General features: G+C 38.7%; 29 protein-coding genes and 4 tRNA genes. 31 read left to right on the forward strand and 2 right to left on the reverse strand.

The window, feature by feature from the left end:
• The first annotated feature begins 1 nt into the window (after position 1).
• Genes Q8N37_02120 through Q8N37_02130 form a run of 3 tightly spaced genes read left to right on the forward strand, consistent with a single transcriptional unit; the run spans position 2 to position 1,899 of the window.
• Positions 2–445: a hypothetical protein gene (locus Q8N37_02120; GenBank protein ID MDP3057298.1), complete on the forward strand. Its 444-nt coding sequence runs from the start codon at positions 2–4 to the stop codon at positions 443–445.
• 6 nt (positions 446–451) lie between these two features.
• Positions 452–1,045 (forward strand): hypothetical protein, encoded by a 594-nt coding sequence (locus tag Q8N37_02125; GenBank protein ID MDP3057299.1) that lies wholly within the window; start codon positions 452–454, stop codon positions 1,043–1,045.
• A 20-nt stretch (positions 1,046–1,065) separates the two neighbouring features.
• Positions 1,066–1,899: a Bro-N domain-containing protein gene (locus tag Q8N37_02130; GenBank protein MDP3057300.1), complete on the forward strand. Its 834-nt coding sequence runs from the start codon at positions 1,066–1,068 to the stop codon at positions 1,897–1,899.
• A 61-nt stretch (positions 1,900–1,960) separates the two neighbouring features.
• Here the strand turns inward: Q8N37_02130 and rpmE are convergent, their stop codons facing one another.
• Positions 1,961–2,278, reverse strand: coding sequence for a 50S ribosomal protein L31 (rpmE, locus tag Q8N37_02135; protein ID MDP3057301.1), 318 nt, complete (start codon positions 2,276–2,278; stop codon positions 1,961–1,963).
• 220 nt (positions 2,279–2,498) lie between these two features.
• Here rpmE and rpsB point away from each other — a divergent pair, with 220 nt between their 5' ends.
• From rpsB to gatB, 28 genes are all read left to right on the forward strand, one after another.
• Positions 2,499–3,170, forward strand: a complete 672-nt coding sequence (gene rpsB / locus Q8N37_02140) for a 30S ribosomal protein S2 (GenBank protein ID MDP3057302.1) — start codon at positions 2,499–2,501, stop codon at positions 3,168–3,170.
• Between the two features lie 112 nt (positions 3,171–3,282).
• Positions 3,283–3,873: an elongation factor Ts gene (tsf, locus tag Q8N37_02145; protein MDP3057303.1), complete on the forward strand. Its 591-nt coding sequence runs from the start codon at positions 3,283–3,285 to the stop codon at positions 3,871–3,873.
• Between the two features lie 56 nt (positions 3,874–3,929).
• Complete coding sequence (gene ricT, locus Q8N37_02150; GenBank protein MDP3057304.1) at positions 3,930–4,745, forward strand: regulatory iron-sulfur-containing complex subunit RicT; 816 nt, start codon at positions 3,930–3,932, stop codon at positions 4,743–4,745.
• Positions 4,746–4,753: 8 nt separating this feature from the next.
• The gene (locus tag Q8N37_02155) at positions 4,754–5,482 is read left to right on the forward strand and encodes a hypothetical protein (protein ID MDP3057305.1); all 729 of its coding nucleotides are present in this window, start codon (positions 4,754–4,756) and stop codon (positions 5,480–5,482) included.
• 141 nt (positions 5,483–5,623) lie between these two features.
• Positions 5,624–5,695, forward strand: a tRNA-Thr gene (locus tag Q8N37_02160).
• Positions 5,696–5,697: 2 nt separating this feature from the next.
• Positions 5,698–5,780, forward strand: a tRNA-Tyr gene (locus Q8N37_02165).
• A gap of 33 nt (positions 5,781–5,813) precedes the next feature.
• A tRNA-Thr gene (locus Q8N37_02170) sits at positions 5,814–5,886 on the forward strand.
• A 274-nt stretch (positions 5,887–6,160) separates the two neighbouring features.
• Entirely contained in the window at positions 6,161–6,679 is a 519-nt protein-coding gene (locus tag Q8N37_02175; GenBank protein ID MDP3057306.1) for a hypothetical protein, read from the forward strand.
• Positions 6,680–6,695: 16 nt separating this feature from the next.
• A complete protein-coding gene (rpmG, locus tag Q8N37_02180) occupies positions 6,696–6,851 on the forward strand; it encodes a 50S ribosomal protein L33 (GenBank protein ID MDP3057307.1) in 156 nt (51 codons plus the stop codon).
• A 37-nt stretch (positions 6,852–6,888) separates the two neighbouring features.
• Positions 6,889–6,959 (forward strand) — tRNA-Trp (locus Q8N37_02185).
• Between the two features lie 102 nt (positions 6,960–7,061).
• Positions 7,062–7,781 (forward strand): polyprenyl diphosphate synthase, encoded by a 720-nt coding sequence (gene uppS / locus Q8N37_02190; protein MDP3057308.1) that lies wholly within the window; start codon positions 7,062–7,064, stop codon positions 7,779–7,781.
• Positions 7,750–8,424 (forward strand): protein-L-isoaspartate O-methyltransferase, encoded by a 675-nt coding sequence (gene pcm, locus Q8N37_02195; GenBank protein MDP3057309.1) that lies wholly within the window; start codon positions 7,750–7,752, stop codon positions 8,422–8,424. Before uppS ends, pcm begins: the two co-directional genes overlap by 32 nt.
• 27 nt (positions 8,425–8,451) lie before the next feature.
• A complete protein-coding gene (mltG, locus tag Q8N37_02200) occupies positions 8,452–9,483 on the forward strand; it encodes an endolytic transglycosylase MltG (protein MDP3057310.1) in 1,032 nt (343 codons plus the stop codon).
• A gap of 14 nt (positions 9,484–9,497) precedes the next feature.
• Positions 9,498–10,139 carry an MFS transporter gene (locus Q8N37_02205; protein ID MDP3057311.1) on the forward strand — a complete coding sequence of 214 codons (642 nt, stop codon included), beginning with the start codon at positions 9,498–9,500 and terminating at the stop codon, positions 10,137–10,139.
• A gap of 172 nt (positions 10,140–10,311) precedes the next feature.
• Positions 10,312–10,509: a preprotein translocase subunit SecE gene (secE, locus tag Q8N37_02210; GenBank protein ID MDP3057312.1), complete on the forward strand. Its 198-nt coding sequence runs from the start codon at positions 10,312–10,314 to the stop codon at positions 10,507–10,509.
• A gap of 1 nt (position 10,510) precedes the next feature.
• Positions 10,511–11,053 (forward strand): transcription termination/antitermination protein NusG, encoded by a 543-nt coding sequence (nusG, locus tag Q8N37_02215; protein MDP3057313.1) that lies wholly within the window; start codon positions 10,511–10,513, stop codon positions 11,051–11,053.
• 9 nt (positions 11,054–11,062) lie between these two features.
• Positions 11,063–11,491 carry a 50S ribosomal protein L11 gene (gene rplK, locus Q8N37_02220; GenBank protein MDP3057314.1) on the forward strand — a complete coding sequence of 143 codons (429 nt, stop codon included), beginning with the start codon at positions 11,063–11,065 and terminating at the stop codon, positions 11,489–11,491.
• 65 nt (positions 11,492–11,556) lie between these two features.
• Positions 11,557–12,249, forward strand: coding sequence for a 50S ribosomal protein L1 (rplA, locus tag Q8N37_02225; protein MDP3057315.1), 693 nt, complete (start codon positions 11,557–11,559; stop codon positions 12,247–12,249).
• An 18-nt stretch (positions 12,250–12,267) separates the two neighbouring features.
• Positions 12,268–12,663: a DUF4430 domain-containing protein gene (locus Q8N37_02230; GenBank protein ID MDP3057316.1), complete on the forward strand. Its 396-nt coding sequence runs from the start codon at positions 12,268–12,270 to the stop codon at positions 12,661–12,663.
• Positions 12,664–12,933: 270 nt separating this feature from the next.
• Positions 12,934–13,599, forward strand: coding sequence for a hypothetical protein (locus Q8N37_02235; protein MDP3057317.1), 666 nt, complete (start codon positions 12,934–12,936; stop codon positions 13,597–13,599).
• Between the two features lie 80 nt (positions 13,600–13,679).
• A complete protein-coding gene (locus Q8N37_02240; GenBank protein MDP3057318.1) occupies positions 13,680–14,219 on the forward strand; it encodes an adenylyltransferase/cytidyltransferase family protein in 540 nt (179 codons plus the stop codon).
• Between the two features lie 91 nt (positions 14,220–14,310).
• On the forward strand, positions 14,311–14,754 hold the full coding sequence (locus Q8N37_02245; GenBank protein ID MDP3057319.1) for an HIT domain-containing protein: 444 nt from the start codon (positions 14,311–14,313) through the stop codon (positions 14,752–14,754).
• 202 nt (positions 14,755–14,956) lie between these two features.
• Positions 14,957–15,826 carry a deaminase gene (locus tag Q8N37_02250; protein ID MDP3057320.1) on the forward strand — a complete coding sequence of 290 codons (870 nt, stop codon included), beginning with the start codon at positions 14,957–14,959 and terminating at the stop codon, positions 15,824–15,826.
• A 43-nt stretch (positions 15,827–15,869) separates the two neighbouring features.
• A complete protein-coding gene (locus Q8N37_02255) occupies positions 15,870–16,466 on the forward strand; it encodes a hypothetical protein (protein ID MDP3057321.1) in 597 nt (198 codons plus the stop codon).
• Positions 16,467–16,514: 48 nt separating this feature from the next.
• On the forward strand, positions 16,515–17,027 hold the full coding sequence (locus Q8N37_02260) for an NUDIX hydrolase (protein ID MDP3057322.1): 513 nt from the start codon (positions 16,515–16,517) through the stop codon (positions 17,025–17,027).
• The gene (locus tag Q8N37_02265; protein ID MDP3057323.1) at positions 17,014–18,489 is read left to right on the forward strand and encodes a thymidylate synthase; all 1,476 of its coding nucleotides are present in this window, start codon (positions 17,014–17,016) and stop codon (positions 18,487–18,489) included. The genes Q8N37_02260 and Q8N37_02265 overlap by 14 nt, the downstream gene beginning before the upstream one ends.
• A gap of 101 nt (positions 18,490–18,590) precedes the next feature.
• Complete coding sequence (locus tag Q8N37_02270) at positions 18,591–19,172, forward strand: hemerythrin domain-containing protein (GenBank protein ID MDP3057324.1); 582 nt, start codon at positions 18,591–18,593, stop codon at positions 19,170–19,172.
• Positions 19,173–19,181: 9 nt separating this feature from the next.
• The gene (gatB, locus tag Q8N37_02275) at positions 19,182–20,738 is read left to right on the forward strand and encodes an Asp-tRNA(Asn)/Glu-tRNA(Gln) amidotransferase subunit GatB (GenBank protein MDP3057325.1); all 1,557 of its coding nucleotides are present in this window, start codon (positions 19,182–19,184) and stop codon (positions 20,736–20,738) included.
• On the opposite strand, the gene miaA is transcribed toward gatB, so the two are convergent.
• On the reverse strand, positions 20,735–21,742 hold the full coding sequence (gene miaA, locus Q8N37_02280) for a tRNA (adenosine(37)-N6)-dimethylallyltransferase MiaA (protein ID MDP3057326.1): 1,008 nt from the start codon (positions 21,740–21,742) through the stop codon (positions 20,735–20,737). The genes gatB and miaA overlap by 4 nt on opposite strands.
• Positions 21,743–21,766 lie beyond the last annotated feature (24 nt).

Raw genomic sequence — 21,766 nt, forward strand, 5'->3', positions numbered from 1 at the left:
TATGATTATCATTCACATCCTAATATCAATAGTATTCTACTTTATTTTAATGTATCTAAGCATAAATCTGTTAGGGCTGCTCGCGAGAGGATTCTTTACCAATCCAGAAATCGATAAATTAAAAACTGAAACTAAACATGATTTTATTAAAGAGGAAATTAAAAAATCTGAACGTGCCGATAAATTGCTTAATGTAATCGCGTTTTTGGCAATTATTGGTTATCTTTATGCCACATTTCATTTTTGGAATATAGGAGTTACTGCTGTTGCATTAGTATTGATGTTAGTAAGACTCCCTGCTTTGCTTTGGGAAATAAAAACAGGGCAACATCTTAATCGTGTTGCTTCAGCTTTATCGATGCCCAAAAACGCTTTATATTACATCACCACTTTTTTAACTTTCGCAGCCCTACCAGCTTTATATTATTCCTTGTATCGTTTTTAAAATAAAATGATAATTTATTACAATAGTAAAGAAGAAAAATTACTTAAACAGCTCGAAAAAATGCACAGCAGTTCACAAAAAATTAACCTTAACAATTCTATTGGTGAACTTAAATGTATTTTACTAGATAAGCCACATTATTTAACGAGTGTTCAAGTGAACAGGGACGGACTGCTCGGTTCATTAAGAAGGATTGAATGCGCTTATCGTTGGTGTGAAAAAGCGCCGTTAAATTACGAAGGATCTGACAAAAGAGAAGCGTTAACATTAGTTTTTTTTCATAATTCAAAATGTTTCATAGAAATTTTAAAAAAGTGTTTTATAAAATTTAGTTCAAATAAAAAAAATAAAAAAGTATTTCATGAAATTACAACAATAAGAGATCTTTTTGCTCATTCATACGAAAAAGATTTTTTTGGAAAGAAAACTTTTATAAGAATTAATATTAATCATCAGTTTAACAAAGGTCTTTTTGAGTTAGAAGTTTTTAATTTTGATACTTCAAAAAAAATATATGGGATATTTTTTTCTCTTTCAGTTTTTTTATCAGAGATAGAGGAATTAGTTAAAGAATTAATTAATCATATAAAGAAAAATTAGATGAGTTAATAAAGTCTATTATGAACATAAAAACCCAAACCGCAAAAATCGCGATTTTTCAAAAAAAAGAAATTCGTAAAGTTATTTATAAAAACGAATGGTGGTTTGTAATTACTGATATTATTGTAGCGTTGACTGATTCTATTCAGCCGGAAGGATATATAAAAGATATGCGCCGCCGAGACGAAGAACTTTCCAAAGGGTGGGGGCAAATTGCCACCCCCCTTAAGATACTTACAAAAGGCGGTTTGCAAAATATGAATTGCGCCAATACTGAAGGTATTTTCCGCATAATTCAATCAATTCCTTCCCCTAAAGCCGAGCCATTCAAGCGTTGGCTGGCCAGAGTCGGTTATGAACGGGTAAAAGAAATCGAAGATCCGGAACTGGCCACCAAAAGAACCCGCGCGCTTTATAAAGCCAAAGGATATTCCAATGCATGGATCGAGAAAAGAATGCGCGGCATCGAAGTCCGCGAAACTTTGACCGATGAATGGAACAAGCGGGGCGTAAAAGAAGGGCAGGAATACGCGATTTTAACCGCTGAAATTTCCCAAGCGGCTTTTGGAATGACGCCAAGCGAATACCAGAAATTCAAAGGCTTAAAAAGAGAGAATTTGCGGGATCATATGGATGATTTGGAATTGATATTTACCATGCTTGGCGAAGCTTCAACCACTGAAATCGCCAAGAATAAAAACGCTCAAGGTTTTGTCGAAAATAAAGTTGCCGCCATAAAAGGTGGAAGCGTGGCTGGCAAAGCGCGAAAAGATTTGGAGAAAAAAAGCGGCAAAAAAGTTTCAACTAAAGAAAATTATTTATTAAAAGCGGAAGATAAAAAAAGATTAAAATAAACCAAAACAAAAATCGAGGTTTAACCCTCGATTTTAAAATATCTATATAAATTTTATGCGGTTAGACTTTCGCTTCAGTAACCGGTTCGGTTTTAGCTTTCGCAACTTCCGGTTTTTTAGCTTCAACTTTTTCAGCTTTCTTGCCGGTTTTTGCTTTTTTGGCTTTCGCTACTTTTGGTTTTTTCTTAGCCATTAATTTCTGGAATCTTTCAACTCGTCCGGTAGTATCAATGAGTTTCTTCTTGCCGGTATAGAACGGATGGCAAGATGAGCAAATTTCCACCAAAAGTTCCGGTTTGGTCGACATGGTTTCGAAGCTCGCTCCGCAAGCGCATTTTGCTATTGATTTGATATACTTAGGATGAATTTTCGGTTTCATAGAAATAGGTCTTAATTTAAATAGATTATAACAATAAAAGCATTCTAGCACGGAATAAGATTCTTGACAAGAGGGAGGTGATAAGCTATTATATGTATATTGTAAATTATTAATTTTTAACGATTAACCCATAGCTTAGATACGATATAGCTATTTTCATATACTATATGTACTATCCTGAAATACAGCGATAGAAAGGGTGGGTAGAAAGAAAAAACTTATGGAAATGTTAAAAGCGGGAGTTCATTTTGGACACAAGACTACGAAATGGAGTCCGAAAATGGCGCCTTTTATTTTTGGCGTGAGAAACGATACTCATATTATCGATTTGGAAAAAACCATTATTAAGCTCAATGAAGCTCTGGTTTTTGTCAAAAAACTTGCAAAAAACAACGGCGTAATTATTTTTGTGGGAACAAAAAAGCAGGCAAAAGCCTATATCAAAGAAGTTGCCATAAAGGCGAATATGCCTTATGTTGCTGACCGCTGGATCGGCGGCTTGTTGACCAATTTTTCGATAATTTCCAAACAGATCAGGCTAATGGAGCAATTGGAAGCGGATATGAAAAGCGGCGCTTTGGATAAATATACCAAGAAAGAAAGAGTGATGATAGAAAAGAAAATAAAAAAATTAAACCAGAAATTCGGCGGATTGAGATTGCTCAAGAAATTGCCGGACGCGGTATTTGTGACCGATATCAACGAAGACAGGATTGCGGTCAATGAAGCGAGGGATAAAAATATTCCGATCATTGCCTTGGCTGATACAAACGTGGATCCCGGTTTAGTAACTTATCCGATCCCGGCCAATGACGACGCGCTGAGTTCGATCAAAGTGATCGTGAATAAGATCGTGGAAGAATATGAAGCCAACAAGCCGGCAAAAAAGTAAAATAAATTTTACGGATATTTTTTGATTTAAGATTTACGATTTAAGATTTACGAATGAATGAATTAATTATATTCATAAATTATAAATCATATTTCATAAATCGTTTACAATCATGGAAGACGCAAAAAAATTAAAAGAATTAAGAGCGGAGACGGGCGCGAGCATTTTGGATTGCCGAAACGTGCTCTCGGAAATGAAAGGCGATATGGAAAAAGCGAAAAAGATCCTGGCTGAAAAAGGAAAGAGCAAGATCGGCAAAAAAGCCGGACGCGCGACGGGAGAAGGCGTGATCACTTCGTATATTCACAGCAACAAAAAGATCGGGGCTCTGGTGGAGCTTAGTTGTGAGACCGATTTTGTGGCTAACAATGAACAGTTCTTGCAATTGGCTCATGATATCGCGATGCATATTGCCGCGTCCGAACCTCTGTGCGTGGATAATCCGGAAGCGGATCCCGCGATCGCCAAGATGATCGAGGAAGAAAGAAAAAAAGCCATGGAAGAATTCAAAAGCAAGCCTAAGGCAATGATCGAGAATATTGTCGCCGGAAAGATCAAGAAATTTTCTGACAGCATAACCTTGGTCAAGCAACCATATATCAAAGATCCGGAAAAAACGATCGGCGATCTTCTCGGAGAAGCGATAGCGAAATTGGGAGAGAATGTCAAAGTCAAAAGATTTTGCAAATTCAAAATTGATTAAATAGATTTAATGATTTCGAGAAAGGCGATTACCCTTTATCGGGTTATTTGTTTTTTATGATCGGACGAATTAAAATATATCCTTGGGAAAAAGAGATCGAGATCGATTTGGGCAATTGCAATCTGAAAAAAGGCGATTACGTGATCATTAAGAACGCTGAAACGGAAGATGAAATGGAGGCGGTGCAGATCTTGGACGCGAAAGAAAGCGCGGATAGCGCTTCGAGACTGTCGAAATCAGCCGTTATGGTTAAAATTGCGGCCGCCAGCGATATTAGCGCGGTGAACAATTATAATTCAAAAAAAGAGGAAGCGCTGAACTTTGCCAAAAAACAAGCGAAAAAAAATGATCTGGACATCAAATTTATCGATGTTCAGTATAATTATGACGGTTCGCGGATCACGTTCGGATTTGTCGCTTCGCAAAGAATTGATTTCAGGGAGCTGGTGAAATCTCTCTCAAGGCATTTTCAGAAATCGATCAAGATGGTGCAGGTCGGATCTCGCGACGAAGCCAGGAATTTCGGAGGAGTGGGCGGATGCGGAAGGCGATTATGCTGCGCGAGTTTTTTGAAAAAAATAGAAAGTGTCACTCTGAATGACGCGAAAATTCAGCGCATGGATCAGCGCGGCTCGGCTCGGCTCAGCGGGATTTGTGGAAGGTTGAAGTGCTGTCTGGCCTTTGAATCGAAAACCTACGAAGAGCTGAACGCGAGTATGCCTTTTATGAACAAAGAAGTGGAAACGAGAAAAGGCAAAGGAAAAGTGGTCGATATCTATGTTCTTGAGAAGAGAGTAAAAGTTCTACATGCCGACGGCACTTATGATTTTTTTGAAATCGACGAGGTCAAATTAATTGAAAAAAAGAAGTAATTTAGCTTATGATCTACGATGTTTTTTTGCCATTTATAATAATTTTTTCTATTTTCAGCATCATCATAATTTTGGCGCGGAAAATACCGGATATTTCTCTGGAGACCGAACCGAAAAAAGACTGGCTTAGCGAGAAAGCGAAAAAGCAGCACAGAACGACGGTTATATTCTGCCGGGCGCTGTCGATCTCAGAAAAAACTTTGAGGCAATTGAGAATACATATTCTGAAGCTGGACGCTAAAATTTTCAGCTTGATCCAGTATTTGCGAAAAAAATCCGCGAAAAAACTGGAAGACCTCAATACGCTGTCCTATAAAACTTTCACTCCTGCGGTTGAGAAGAAGGCGGATAAGCCTCAATTTTCGCCGAAGCCGGCAGTTCAAGTCGTCGAAAGGGATATTTTGCCGGTAGCTCCGGCGCAGGCAGCACCTCTTGTCGTTAAAACTTCAGTTCCGCCGAAAAATACGTCGAAAACCGATAAGGCGCTCGGATACGCTAATAAGATCTCAGCAAAACTTCAGTATAAAATAGAGGAAAGAAAGCTGTTGCATATTATCGCCAAGAGCCCTAAAAATGCCGAAAACTATAAAAAACTGGGGATGCTTTATTATAAGAATGAAAATTATCTAGATACTGAAGCGGCTTTTATCGAATATTTAAAATTAAATCCTTCCGATGGTGAAATCAGGAAAATAATGGAAAAAGTTGCTCATAAAAATAGGGAAAAAAAATCTTGATCTCGGTTTGAATGTTTGTGTTTATGCCGATGTAGCTTCCTCCTTCGCTTGGATATTAATCCGAGCTTCGGAAGGATAAGCAGTGAAATTAATAAAATTATTAGCACTTCGTAGCTCTGGTTATTACCAGAGAGAAGTAGTGCCGATGTAGCTCAGTGGTAGAGCAACTGTTTTGTAAACAGTAGGTCGTCGGTTCAAATCCGACCATCGGCTCCGGGCGGATACCGAAGTAGTCAAACGGGGCAGACTGTAAATCTGCTGACCTAGGTCTTCGATGGTGCAAATCCATCTCCGCCCACAGATAGATTTTGGTTATTGAAAGCATAGTAGTGCCGTTGTAGCTCAGTTGGCAGAGCAATTCCTTGGTAAGGAGTAGGTCTCGGGTTCGAGTCCCGACAACGGCTCAAGAAAATACTGCCTTCCGGGGCAGTATTTAAAATTTATGGCAATCTTTAAAACGGACGAAAAGTCATTGATGAATTCGAAATAAGCTAAGATAAGGGAAAATATGGAATTTGCCGCGTAACCCTTGATAAAATATTTAGTTTGTGGTAAAGTTAAGATAATAATAGCTATTGAACAAAACTCTTAATGGGCGGCGCCAAAGAGGGTTTTCTGTTTTGGCATAGAAAATTTAAAAAAGGAAAATGCACACCGCGAATCGTTCCAAATAATTTAATGAAGAACTTTTTAATAAAAATTATCGCAGTTTCAATTATTGGATCTTTGGCGGGAGGGTCGCTGTTTTATCTTTGGAAAAATAAATACGCATTTTCCAAAGATCAGATCATAATCGAAGAAGACCTGAGCAATAAAATTGAAAAAAAAGATTCGCAAAAAATGGAAGACGACAAGAAAATTTCCGACGGAATAGCCGCGATAATCAATTATGTGGAAAAGAATATTAACAAGATTTCTCCTGAAAAGCCGGCCAGCGGATTAACTTGGCGTTCCGTGAAAATTTGGTTTATCGATGATAAGAATTTTTATGTGGATTACAATGATGAAGTACTGAATGCCAGAAGAGTCTTGATGTCCCAATCAGTTTCGGGACCGGCGGCGGAGTATAAGGTTCTGGGATTTTTTATTCCGGGGGAAAATGGCTGGATATTGAAATCAGGCAAAGATATCGGAGGGGCGACATCTCTTAAATTATACGAGAAGAACGAGACAAGCAGCGAATGGATAATTAAATAATTATTAAATAAAGATTATGTCACAAGAAAGACTAACAAAGATGAAATGCACGGTTTGCAAAAAAATCGGATATTTTACTTTTAAAAGCAAAGAAGCGGCGAAAGAAAAATTAGAATTGAACAAGTTCTGCAAATTTTGCCGAAAACATACTCCGCACAAAGAATCCAAGTAATTTCGTTTGGCGCTAAAAAGGTTTACGCAACCTTTTTAGGAGTGTAATTCAGTGGCAGAATGCCGGTCTCCAAAACCGGATACGGGGGTTCGATTCCCTCCACTCCTGCTAGAAAAAAAAGGGGGGGGGTGAGGGAGAGAACTGGGAAAGGGATCGGCAAACCAAGAAGATAATTTTTTATCAACTAAATAGCGCGGTCTAATTAAATATATGGCAGAGAAATTAAAAAATATTCCAAACCATATTGCTTTTATACCTGATGGCAACCGCCGATGGGCCGCGAATCATATGATGGAAGTTTGGAAAGGGCACGATAAAGGAACTTCAGTCGTTAAAGAGATGATCAAAGAAGCGGTCAGGATGAAAATTCCACATTTTTCTTTTTGGGGTTCTTCTCTGGACAATATTGCCAAGCGCTCAAAAGAAGAAGTTTCATATTTGTTTAAAATATTTAAAAATAATTTTACAGACCTGGCAAAAGACAAAGACATCCATCAGAACAAGATCAGGGTGAATGTTTTCGGCCGATGGCGTGAATTGTTTCCCGAAGATGTTAAGAAAGCGATTGAACACGCGATAGAGGTGACCAAAGAATACAATGAACATTTTTTTAATGTTTTTCTGGCATATAGCGGAATTGATGAAATGGAAGAGGCGGTCAGAAAAATATCGGAAGAAGCGATAAAAAATCCGAAAATAAAAATTACGGTTGAAACGATTAAAAACTATCTTTTTACCAGGCAATTGCCGAAGGTTGATTATTTGATACGAACCGGAGGAGATCCTCATTTGTCGGGGGGGTTTATGATGTGGGAAACTGCGGACACTCAGTTGTATTTTTTGGATAAATATTGGCCGGATTTTACGGTGGAAGATTTTCGCACGGCGATTGAGGAATATGGCAGGCGGCAAAGAAAATTTGGCGCATAAATATTTTAACGACCATATGAACTCATCAAAACAATTAATTGATGATCTGATCAATGAAGGGTATCTTATGACCCCGCGCATCATTGATGCGTTTAGAAAAATAGATCGCGCGGATTTCGTGCCGGAAGAATCAAAGTCGGAAGCTTATGTTAATGCCCCTTTGCCTATCGGATACGGACAGACGATCTCTCAGCCACTGACAGTGGCTTTTATGTTGGAATTGTTAAAACCGGAAAAAGGGGATAAAATACTGGATATCGGTTCGGGATCCGGCTGGCAGACCGCGCTTTTGGCCGAGATTGTGGGCGCAAGCGGCCAGGTATTCGGACTTGAGATCATCAAAGCGCTTAAAGAATTCGGGAAAAAAAACGTTGCCAAGTATGGTTTTATCGAAAAAGGAATCGCAAAGATCATTCCCGTTAATGGCTCCATAGGATTCGAAAAAGAAGCGCCTTTTGACAAGATCATCGTCGGAGCTATGTCATCCATCGCGCCCAAAACTTTTTTGGGGCAACTGAAGATCGGAGGCCGTCTCGTGATACCATACGCGGGGAGCGTGTGGCTTCTCGTAAAAAAATCGGAAAAAGAATTTGAAGAATATGAATATCCGGGATTCGTTTTTGTGCCGCTAGTTGCTAAGTAATTTAAGGATTTTGCTTTATTATTCATTATGTCTATACAGAAAATTAATTTTATTATAATAATTTTATTATTTGCTTCGGCGGCAATAACTGCCGGCATGTATTTTTATGTCGCGGATCAAGTTGAAAAGCCCGTCGAGAAAATAGGTTTTTACAGGAATTTTATAATTTCAACAGGCGAAAGCGCCAGGCAAATCGGCGAGAATTTAGCCAAGGAAGGCCTTATCAAAGATTCTTTTTATTTTAAATTCTATCTTTGGAAATCGGGACTGAAAAGTTCGATCAAGGCCGGCGAGTATAATTTGTCTTCGGCGATGAACATTCCCGGAATCGTGGATATCATTTCAAAAGGAAAAATTGTCGAGAAGGAAGCCACCGTTTTTATCCCTGAAGGGCTTACCAGCGCGGAAATAGAAGAAATTTTTGTTGAAAATGATTTATTAAAAAAAGGCCAGCTTGAAGAGGCTGTACAGGAAAAAAATTTAAAAAGGTATTATAAATATGATTTTTTGCTTGATAAGCCGAAAGGCGCGAGCTTGGAAGGATATCTTTTTCCCGATACTTACATTTTTTACAAAAAAACGACTTCGGAGGAAATTATCGAAAAAATCCTTAATAATTTTGACAAGAAAGTTGATTTGGAAATGCGAGCCGAAATAGCCAGGCAGGGCAAAACAATTTTTGAAGTCTTGACTCTCGCTTCGATCGTACAGGAAGAGGCCAACGGCGCCAGCGATATGAAGATTGTCGCGGGGATTTTTCAAAATCGCCTGGCTATGGGGAAAGCCCTGGAAGCCGATTCAACAATAAACTTTATTACCAAAAAGAATATGTCTCAGGCGCTTTATTCGGATCTGGAAATTTCTTCGCCGTATAATACTTACAAAAATATCGGATTGCCTCCGGGACCCATAGATAATCCCGGACTTGATGCGGTAAGAGCCGTAATTTGGCCGAAAAAGACTTCTTATCTGTATTTTTTGCACGCTCCGGACGGAAAGGCTTATTATGGCAATACTTATGAGGAACATTTAAAAAATCGGGCAAAATATCTTAATTAAAATAACGCGGAAAAATGCTTAAGTCGGTAAATAAAATTATTAAAGTTTTAGTGCTCGGAGACGCTTTTTTGAATAGCGGCTGGGGTTTGATAGCGCCTGTTTTTGCGATTTATATAATTCAAAATATCAAGGGAGGGGATATAATGGTGGCAGGTTTTGCCGCAGCGGTTTATTGGATCGTGAAAAGCATTATTCAGATGCCATTCGCGAAATATCTCGACAGGAACCATGGAGAAAAGGATGATTTTTATGCGGTATTTTTTGGCTTATTGCTGGTCAGCTTGGTTCCTTTGGGCTATATGGTTTCGACGCTGCCATGGCACATATACGCGTTTCAAATTTTGTACGCGATCGGGATGGCATTGGTGGTTCCTGCCTGGTTCGGGCTTTATACCAGGCATATTGATAAAGGGAAAGAAGCGTATGAATGGAGCGTTTATAGCACTTCTTTTGGTTTTATAGCGGGGATTTCCGGCGCTATTGGCGGAGTGATCGCGGCGGCGATCGGATTCAAGATTATTTTTTTACTGATCAGCTTTTTTACGATTATGGCGGCGACCATTTTTTATTCCCTTCGCGACGAGATCACAGCGGTTCATATTCATAATACCAGTGTAAAAGCGGTCGATGTGCCAGCTGAAAAATTGCGTTTTTAGGCTCTTAATTTATCATAAAACTCTTTATATTAAAGGTTGTTTGACAGGGTTGACATTAAATTGGCAATGAAGTATAATGGATTTAGATATAAAGTAAAACCCAAGCGAGGGTTTTTTAAAATCCCCCAGCTTTATAGTGGTTAGTTTGAGTCAGTAATGTAAAAAGAAACATATGAATATTATAGAAAAACCGATTAATTTTTTTAAGGAAGTAAAAATAGAGCTTACTAAAGTAACCTTTCTTTCAAGAGAGGACCTGATCAAGAATACCATGTCCGTTATTTTGGTCAGTATCGCATTTTCTATTTTTTTAGGCGGAGTGGATTATATTTTTATGTATTTAATCAAGACGTTTTTATTGAAAATTTAATATGTCAAAACAAGTACAACAAGGCAAGAATTGGTACGCGATCCATACTTATTCGGGTTATGAAGACAACGTGACGCGAAATTTAATGCAGCGCATTGAATCTATGGGTATGGAGGATAAGATCCTCAATGTATTAGTGCCAAAAGAAAAGAAGATAAAGATCAAAGCGGGAAAAAGAAAGATCATCGAAGAAAGAATTTTCCCCGGTTATGTTTTGGTGGAAATGATCGTCACCGATGATTCTTGGTACGTGGTTAGGAACACGCCGAATGTTACCGGATTTGTCGGTTCGGGCACGACTCCTACCGCGGTTTCGCCGGAAGAAATTGAAGTTATAAAAAAGAGAATGGGCGTTTCGGAACCTAAATACAAGATCGATGTGGCAAAAGACGATGCGGTAAAAATTGTCGATGGTCCTTTCAAGGGATTTGACGGCAAGGTAAGCGAAGTGGACGAAGAAAAAGGAAAGATAAAAGTTTTGGTTTCTATGTTTGGCAGAGAAACACCGATCGAATTAGACTTTTTACAAATTAAGAAAATATAAAATAAAAATATGGCAAAAGAAATAAAAACAAAAATCAAGCTTCAAATTCCGGCGATGAAAGCGACTCCGGCTCCTCCGGTTGGTCCGGCGCTCGGACAGCACGGGCTTAATATCCAGGATTTTTGCACGAAATTCAACGCCGCGACCAAAGCGATGGCCGGTGATATCGTTCCTGTTGAAATAACCGTTTTTGTCGACAAAACTTATACTTTTATTCTTAAAACCCCTCCGGCCGCCGAATTGCTCAAAAAAGCCGCGGGAATAGAAAAAGGTTCCGGCGAGCCTAATAAGAAAAAAGTCGGGAAAGTGACAAACGAACAGATCAGAGAAATAGCGGAGAAAAAAATGAAAGATCTGAATGCCAATGATATTGAAGCCGCGATGAAGATAATCAAAGGTACGGCGCGAAATATGGGAATAACAATTGCAGAAAAATAAATAATATATTAATTTAATTTGTGGGAGTTTTTTTAAAAAACGTTCGTACCACGAAAGGAAAAAATATGGCTCGATCAAAAAGATACAAAAAACTAGAGAGTAAAGTCGATAAAACGAAAATTTACGATATTGATGAAGCTTTCAAGGCTTTAAAAGATTTAGCCAGCGCTAAATTCGATGAAGCGGTTGAAGTTCATGTTAAATTGGGAATTGACGCTTCGAAAGCCGATCAAGCGATCAGAGGAATGGTCAGTTTGCCGAATGGAACGGGCAAGACAAAAAAAATCGCCGTATTCGCGGAAAGCGCGAAAGGCGAAGAGGCAAAAAAAGCCGGCGCTGATATAGTCGGCGGGGAAGATCTGATCGCGAAAATAAAACAAACGGGAAAGATCGAATTTGATATCGCGGTGGCCACTCCCGATATGATGAAAAAACTGGCTCCGATCGCCAAAATTTTGGGTCCCAAAGGCTTGATGCCTTCGCCGAAAACGGAAACCGTGACTATGGATATCGCGAAAGTTGTCGGCGAGCTTAAAAAAGGCAAAGCCGAATTTCGTTCCGATGATTCGGGAAACGTGCATATTTCTATCGGGAAGATATCTTTTGATCCGGCAAAACTCAGGGAAAATTTCATTGAATTCTTGAGTACTTTGAAAAATACCCGGCCTGCCGCCACCAAAGGCGAATTTATCAAGGGAGCGGCGATCTCGACCACTATGGGTCCGTCTTTAAAAGTTAATTTTTCAGTAAAAAAATAAACTTAAAATAAACCCATTATGTTTAAAATCAATTTAAAAAATGTTTTAAGGATTATATTGATAGGTTTGGGAATATTGCTGGTGATCATTGCTCTTGGAGTTATCAGCTCGAGAGTCGCAAGTAAGGATAGCAATATAAAAATTGAATACACGATTAGTGATACAAGCAGCACGACGGTTTTTGAAGCTTTAAAAAGCCATACTGAAAAGAATAAAATTGAATTAACATATAATTATAACTTTCCGAAGCTTGGCGTTCTGGTTGATAGTATTGTCGGAATAAAAAGCGGTACGGATAATAAATATTGGCAGTATTATGTCAATGATAAACTGGGCGAGGTGGCGGCGGATAAGAAGGAAATAAAAGCGGGCGATAAGGTGGAATGGAAATTTGAAAAAGTGCCGGAATTCTAATTTTGTTTAAAAATAGCTCTTAGGCAAATTTATTAAAACTAAATTTGTTTTTAAGCTGTTCTTAAATCGAGGCAAGGATAGCCGTGAATTGAGATATTGAGCGAGGAGAATCCAAATAAATGAGATTCGTTATCTTAATTTATGAATAGACTACAGATACTCGCATCTGAGGAAAATTTGAACCTTGAAAGGAAAGCGGTTGGATAATTATGCAATCAGGGAAAGCCATGAAACTGTGAGATAACAATATCCAACCGCCCATCTAATCTTATGAATAAATTAAACATAAAATATAGTTTAATCATTGGTTTGGGAATAATTATTTTTGGCGTGATTGCCAGATTTTTTTTGCTAAAATTCGTCGGTATTCCTAATTTTGAGATCATTACCGCGCTTACTTTGGTCAGCGCTGTTTTTTTGGGCCGGGCGTGGGGAATTGTCGTGCCGCTTTCGATCATTGCCATAACTGATGTTTTTATCGGCAATGGGCCGGTTATGGTCTTTACTTGGAGCGCATTCGCGATCATAGGGATTTTAGGAATGACATATAAGAAATATGAAACTCGATTTGTCATTGCGAGCGAATCGCCAGCAGGCGGTGAGTGCGGCAATCTCGTGCTTATAAAAAAAATCTTAGGATTGCTTCGTCGCTTCGCTTCTCGCAATGACAGTAAGAGAATCTTGGGACTGGCCGGAGTGGGAATTATTTCTTCGGTTTTTTTCTTTCTCTATACTAATTTCGGCTGGTGGCTGGTTTCCGGAATGTATCCGCATACTTTGGACGGATTGATCCAGTGCTATATTATGGGATTGCCATTTTTCAAGAATAATTTGATCGGAAATCTGATTTTCGTGCCAATGGCGAGCGGCGCGGCGATTTTAATCGGGAACCTAAAGACGAAGAGTTTTAAATTAAGCATGAAAAAGTTTAGCTAAAAATTGATTTGATTTTCCACTAAAATTTGCTATAATATTAAGACAGCAATGTCTTTTTTAAAACTTTAATATTAAAAACTATGGATAAATTCGACATGAGCTATAAGGTTATTACGGATTATAAAAAATTATCGGAAATAATCAATGCTTATAAAATTCTGGGTAAAAAGATAGTGTGCACGATTGGGTCTTGGGATATGCTGCATATCGGGCATTTACGGTATTTGCATAAGGCTAAAAGCGAAGGGGATATTTTGATCGTCGGCGCGGACAGCGACCGGGCGATCAAGCTTTACAAAAATAATCCTTTGAGGCCGGTGATCCCGGAAGACGAAAGAATGGAAATGTTGAGCTATCAGAATTTTGTGGATTATGTGACGCTTGTTGACGATGTGGACGATAAAGGCGCGTGGCAGATGAAACTTTTGAAAATGGCGCATCCGGATGTATTTGTGGCGGTTAAGGAAAGTTATCCGCCGAATCAGATCAAAGAGATCAAGAAATATGTCAAAACAATGAAAATTCTCAAGCGCCAGGCGGAAAAAACTTCCACCACGCTTATTATCGAGAGGACATTCAAAAAAAGACTGGAGTATGTTTTATCCAACGCTAAATTATAAGATATTTTGTCACCCTGAGCTTGTCGAAGGGTGATTAATTGCGTTTTTCATGGTTCGACAGGCTCACCATGACAGACAGTAAAGCCGTATTATGCTTAAAAAAGTTGTTGATCTGAGGTTCGCGAAAACCAAGGATTATCGGAAAACTCTGGAAACTATCCAGAAAAAAGGCAAGTGTCCGTTTTGTCCGGAAAATTTTATTTATCACAAAAACCCGATATTGAAAAAAAACGGCGATTGGCTGATTACCTTGAGCAGCTGGCCGTATAAGAATTCCGAATATCATTTTTTGATCATCAGTTTGCGGCATAAGGAAAAATTTAGCGCTCTTGAGCTGGCTGATTTTGGGAGCGTAATGAAGTTGGTAGTTTGGGCGGAGAAAAAATTTAAGATCAAGGGAGGGGGACTGGTTTTGCGTTTTGGCGATACGGCTTATACGGGTTCGACCGTCTGTCATTTGCATTTCCATTTAATCGTGCCAAAGTTAAACAAAAAAACCAAGCGGGCAAATGCGGTTTGGTTTCCGATAGGGTGAAATATTGTGTGTTAAATTTCGGCAGGATTAAATTTTTCTTAAAAGATGTTCGGCTGTGACAATAATTATTATACATTGATTTAAATTGCCTCACTCGAATTTTGGCGACATGAAACTTTAGATAAATTATTTTGTTAATATTGTCGCCAAAATGCGCTTTTTGCGAAAAATTTAATCCTGCCGAAACATTATTATTTACTATATGAAAAAATTTACAAATTCAATTTTAATTATCGGCGAGTTTTCGGTATTTCACAAAGGTTATGCCGATTTTTTGGCTGAAATGAGTCAGAATAAGCACAGTAAATTTTTTGTCGGGATTTTGGGGGATAATCTGATCAAATATCTGACCGCGCTTGAACCGGATATCAGGAAGGTTTCAGCGGAAGATGCCGAGCGGATAATAAATTCATTTTTAGGCGCGGAAAAATATTTTACGGTTGAAAAAGACAATTTCGCCGATATTATCAAGGAGATCAGCCCTGAAAAAATAATCATTTTAAAAGGCGACAAAAGCGAAAATTTCGCGGAAAAATATCTCGGAAATTATAAAGATATTATAGAATATTTTGATATTAGATTGCGATGGAAAGATTCGCGCGTTCAGGAATTTAAAAAAGAAGTTTCGGATATTCCTCCAAAAGAATTAGCGGAATATCAGGGCTTTATGACCGAAGCTCAAGCGGAAGCGGAAAAATCCAAATGCTGGTGGCGGCAAGTCGGGGCGGTGGCGGTAAAAGACGGAAAAGTGATATTTAAGGGATTCAACAGGATGATGCCCAATGACGATGAATGTTATAAAATCGGCTGTATTCGCGACCCTATCGCTCCAGGAAAAAGCCCGGAGATTTGCAGTGTTACTCATGCCGAGGCAACGATCATTTCTTTGGCGGCCAATGAAGGCGCGTCTTTGAAAGGCGCGACATTGTTTGTCACTCACTTTCCTTGTCCGGCTTGCGCGAAATTGGTAGCTTTGTCGGGGTTTAAAAAACTTGTCTATACCCGCGGTTCATCGGTTTTCGACGGGGAAAGAGTGATGGCCAGCGGGGGAGTTGACATAATTAAGATTTAGTATTAGTATTTTGATATAAGAGACCTTAAAAGTCTTTTTAAAATTGAATAAAAATAGAGGAGGAATAGAAACGAAAGAAAAGAAGATTATTAAAAATGGCATACTTGCAGATTCATCTATAATATATGGAAAAAAGATGAAATGGTTGCCGCTATTAGCTTATTTGTTTGCCAATATTTGTTTGGTAACAAAGTCTGGAGAAGTCATATTGGTTTTGACCGAAGAAAGGAAGAGTAAAAATATATACGTTATCCCAGGTGGAGAACTTTTATATTCATTATCGGAAACCTTTAAGACTGCGGTTATAAGAGAAGCCGGAAAAGAGGAAATGGGCATTAAGCTAAATTCTAAAAAGATAAAAATCTTTGATGCTCAAATAGGGTATCCGATAAAAGGCAGTCCCTATGAAGAAAAAGGCATAACTTCTGTGATAGTTTCGTATCTGTATTTTATTACAGACAAAGAACTTAAAAAGATCAGAATAAATGCTGTTCCGGAAAAAGGATGTGATATCGTAAAAGTTTTAGTGAAACCCGTACCAGACATTTTGCAAGATATTGAAGATGGAAAAATAAATGTATATCCTGCTTTAAAGGAAACATTAGCTAAACTGGATTTATTTTTTAGAGAAGGAAATTAACCCTTCTTTTTATTTGAAAAAAAATCTTAAATATGGTAAATTTAAGCAATGAAGAAGAATAACAAAAAACTGGAATTTCCGCCGCAAAAAACTTATTTTGTTGCTTCAATGGTATTGATAAACGAAGAAGGACAGCTTTTACTGACCAAAGAAAAAAATAATCGCAATATTTGGACTGTTCCGGGCGGGGAAGTTGATTATAAGGCAAAAGAGCAATTTTTGGACGCGGCTATCCGTGAAACGAAAGAGGAGGTTGATGTTTCGGTTGATCCTCGCGAAGCGCAATTGATCGATGTCAGGATCTCTTATGCCGAAGGAGATAATCCTTACAAAAAGCATAATATTTTTATTTTGATTGCGACTTGCATAGCGCATTTTTCCCCAAAGCAAAAAATAACGCTTAAAAGATCTTTTGACGCTTTGGAGCGTAAATATGACGTGAAAGATTTTATTTGGATCGCGCCGGAAGAGATCTCGAAGAAAAAAATAAAAGTGCATAAAAATTTTATCAAAACGATTCCGATAATCAACCAATGGATCGAAAAATATGGAAAAGGATAAGCAAAAAACAAAATTCGCTTGCGCCGGCGATATCGGCTGGCCGATATATTATTCGGATAGCCTGATCAAGGGTAATCCGGAAAGCGAAATTGGAATTACTACTCTTTGGACGCCGGCGAAATTAATCGCGGACAAGATCGACCCAAAGCTTTTTTCCGTGGTCGGTCAGCTCTATTCCAAGGAAGGCATAAATTTTATTTTGCGGAATATTCTGGCAAATCCGCGCATTCGCTATATAATTGTTTGCGGCACTGAACTTTCCGGATCCGGCAAAGCGCTGGTGGATTTTTTTGCCAAAGGCGTGGACAAAGACAATAATATTATCGGCAATGATTTTGCCGCGATCCATAAAGAAATTCCGCTTGAGGCGATCGAAATGGTGAGGAAAAATGTCAAATGCGAGAATCTTATTGGCGTCGCCGATGCGGAAAAGATCATCGAAAAGATCAAAAATTATAAGCCGGAAGGAAAACCTTTTTCCGAGCCGCAAACATTTCCTGAACCTAAAAATGATCTGGCGGTTTCTTTCCCCGGCGAAGATACCGTGTTTCCTATACGCCATAAATATATCGGCGGAGCGTGGCTTGAAATACTCAAGCATATCCAGCGCTTCGGTACGATCCGGAATAATTTTTATGGCGGCAGTGTGCGGGAAATTTTTAATATCGCGGCGGTCGTTACGGACGAGGATTCTTTCAATCCGAAAATATTTCCTTATATGCAAGTTTGCAAGAAAGAGATCGAGAAATATTGCCAGTATATTTTGAATGGCAATAAAGGGGATGAGGTTTATACTTATGGCGAGCGGCTTTGGAATTATAAGGGAATTAATCAAGTGGAAGACGTGATCATTCCATATTTAAAAAAATATCCGACTGATCGGGCGGCAGTGGCTATGATGTTTGATCTGGCGGTTGATCACAAGGCAAGCCGCGCGCCTTGTATGTGTATGGTGCAGGCCGCGACGCTCGGCGATAAATTGAATCTGACCGCGTATTTCCGAAGCCATGCGGTGTTTTCCGGTTGGGTGTTGAATGCGTTTGGCTTAAGGCGGTTGCAGAAATATATTGCCGATAAGCTAAATTTAAAAATTGGCACTTTGACCGTATTTTCCAATTGCGCGCATATTTACGATAATGAGTGGAGTGCGGCGGAAAAAATAGTCAAAGATCATGGCAATAATTTCGAGGTTATACTGGATCCGCGCGGATATTTTATGATCTCGTTGGATAAAAAAGAGATCGTGGCAAAACATTATTCGCCGGATGGAAGATTTTTGGAAGAATTCAGGCAGGACGGCATGATCCCAAAATCGGCGATGGCGCTGTATGCGAAGCTTGCCGCCGCCAATACTGTTTCCGTAATATCTCACGCTTTTGATCTTGGCGTAGAGCTGGAAAAAGCGGAATTCGCGATTAAATTGGGATTAGAATATTCGCAGGATAAAGAATTAAAATTTTAAACAAATCAATTTTATGAGCGCTTTAGGGGTTAGAAGCTTTGACAATTCTTCCGTTTAACGCTAACATTACTAGTAATATAATAATTTATAAATAATTTTTTATGACTAATTATAAGACCCAGAAGCCAACTGATATTTTAAAAAAAGACCACAAGATCATCAAGGATATTATTAAAGTGCTGGAGGCATGCGCCGGTTCGCTTGAGAAAGGCGGAAAATGCGATTTAGACATATTGAACGGCAGTATGAATTTGATCAAGAATTTTAATCATAAATATCATCGGCGGACGGAGGAGAGCGTTTTGTTTAAAATCGCTGAGAAAAAAGAAGCGCCTTGGAGCGGAGGAGATATCAGTTCGATAATCAGAGAGCACGAGGAAGGTGCGGAACAAGTGCGGCGTGTCGCGGATCTTCTCAGGGAATCGGTCGCGGCGGGCATTTTCAGTAAAAAATCGAAAAAGGCCGTAGTAAAAAATTTATATGCCTATAGCTCGCTTTTGGGCAGCCATCTTATGCAGGAAGAAAAAACCCTATATCCGGTGATCGAGAGCTTGCTGACCAATCAAGAGAAAAAAAATATTTTACAAAGCTTTGAAAGACTGGCGCAAGAAATGAAGGAAATTGGAGACAAAGAACGATACACAAATTCGATCAAAGAGTATAAAAAAAGATTAGCCATTTAATATTTATTTATGGTTTATAAACCTACTATCGGTTTGGAAATTCATGTTGAACTAAAAACAAACTCAAAAATGTTTTGCGGTTGCGCCAATAACGCGCTGGAAAAAAGGCCGAATTTTAATATTTGTCCTGTTTGCACCGGCCAGCCGGGAACTTTGCCCTTGGCAAATAAAAAAGCGATAGAGCTGGTGGTCAGGGCGGCTTTGGCTTTAAATTGTAATATAAATAAATTTTCAAAATTCGACCGAAAAAATTATTTTTATCCGGATCTGCCGAAAGGTTATCAGATCTCGCAATATGACAAGCCGTTGAGCAAAGAGGGATATCTTGATATTAATATCACAGATTATAATGGTGATATTAATAAATCCCAAATCCCAAATCCCAAATCCCAAATAAATTCTAAATTACAAACTGCAAAAGTTAAACGGGTGCGAATTACTAGAATACATCTGGAAGAAGATACGGGCAAATTATTGCATCCCGATAATGCCGATTATAGCTTGATCGATTATAATCGGGCCGGCGCTCCATTGATGGAATTGGTGACTGAGCCCGACATTGCTTCGTCCGGCGAAGCGAAGAAATTTTGCCAGGATCTTCAGCTGATCTTTCGTTATTTGGATATTTCCGACGCTGATATGGAAAAAGGGCAAATGCGCTGCGAGGTAAATATTTCTTTATCAGACAGCGATAAATTGGGAACAAAAGCGGAAATTAAAAATCTCAATTCTTTTAAAGCGGTGGAAAAATCCATTGAGTATGAGATTGTTCGCCAGAGAAAAGCGCTTACAAAAGGCGAAAAAATTGTTCAAGAAACTCGCGGTTGGGATGAAAACAAAGGCGTAACTTTTTCCCAGCGTGCCAAAGAAGAAGCTCATGATTATCGGTATTTTCCCGAACCCGATTTGCCGCCGATCGATTTTGAAAAAAACACAGTAGCCGATATTGAAGCGATAAGAAATCAGCTGCCGGAATTGCCGGAAATAAAAAGAAAAAGATTTTTTGAAGAATATAAATTGCCGGCCAGCGATATTGAAGTTTTGGTTTCAAATAAAAAATTCGCGGAATATTTCGAGGAAGCCGCTTCCGAATTGGATTCTTGGATCGAAGATAAAAATCTTCCAATAAAAGGCAAAGAGCATCTCCGAATGATCAAAATGGTCGTTAATTATTTGATTGGCGACATACAATATTTATTGGCGAATTCTAAAACGGAAATAGGTTCTATCAAGATCACGCCGGAAAATTTTGCGGAATTTGTCACTCTTGTTTTTGAAGGAAAAATTTCTTCAGCGGCGGCCAAGACGGTTTTGGCGGAAATGTTTGCCAATGGTTCGGATCCGTCGAATATTATTGAAGCAAAGGAGTTGGCGCAGGAAAGCGGGGAAGATTCTCTGGGCGCGGCGGCGGATGAAGCAATAAAAAATAACCCCGGTCCGGCGGGGGATTATAAGGCAGGCAAAACTCAGGCTTTGCAGTTTTTGGTGGGGCAGGTAATGAAGATCAGTAAAGGTAAGGCGAATCCCAAAATTGCAATGGAGTTGCTGAAGAAAAAATTGGGTTAATTATTTAAAAACCGTTTACAGGTTTTAACGATTTTGCTAAACCCGTTTTTGCTATCCGGTTTTACCCATTTTATTTTTTTATCTTTCTTGAACCAGGTCATTTGGCGCCGCACGTAATTATGCGTGGCAAATTTTATTAATTCTTTGGTTTTTTCGAGTGTAATTTCGCTTTTCAAATACATTCCGATTTCTCTGTATCCGATGCCGCTCATTGCCGGAAGCTTCCATGAATATTTTTTTGCCAGACTTTTTGTTTCATTGACCAATCCGGTTTTAAACATTTTTTCGACCCGATCGTCGATTTTTTTGTATAATTTTTCACGAGGAATATCAAGCCCAATTTGCAAACAATCAAAAAGCGGCGCGCCTTTTTCTTTTTGAGCGGAAAACGGTTTGCCGGTAGAGATGGCCACTTCCAGGGCGCGGATTATGCGTCTTTTGTTTTTTTTATCAATATTGATAAAAGCAGCTGTATCTAATTTTTTAAGTTGTTTTAGCAATACAACAAGGGATTTATTTTCTAATTTTTTTCGCAAAGATAAATTTGGTTTGACTTTTGGAATTTCAATATTATCCACTATCGATGAAATATAAAGTCCGGTTCCGCCGGTCAAGATCGGGATCTTTCCGCGGCGAGTAATATCGCGGATTATTTTTATAGCTAATTCTTTATATTTAGCAACAGAGAATTTCTCACCAGGTTCTATAATATCTATTAAATAATGCGGAGTTTTTCTAATTAAAATATATTTTAACTTTTTATTTTTTGATTTTTTGGCGAGTCTGCCGTTGAGGCGGATTAGTTTTTTGTCTTGTGGCATTTTAGCGGTTCCAATATTCATTTCTTTATAGATTTGGCGCGAATCTGCCGAAATGATCTCACTATTGAATTTTTTGGCCAATTTCAAAGCTAGTTCCGATTTTCCGGAAGCAGTGGGGCCGAGGATGATAATAAGAGGTTTTAGGGCTTCTTTGGCATTTAAATTTTTATTTTTAGTTGACATTTTGATTATAAAAGCTTATTTTAT

It is taken from the genome of bacterium (assembly GCA_030693205.1).
In the GTDB taxonomy this organism is placed as follows: domain Bacteria; phylum Patescibacteriota; class Minisyncoccia; order JAHIHE01; family JAHIHE01; genus JAHILZ01.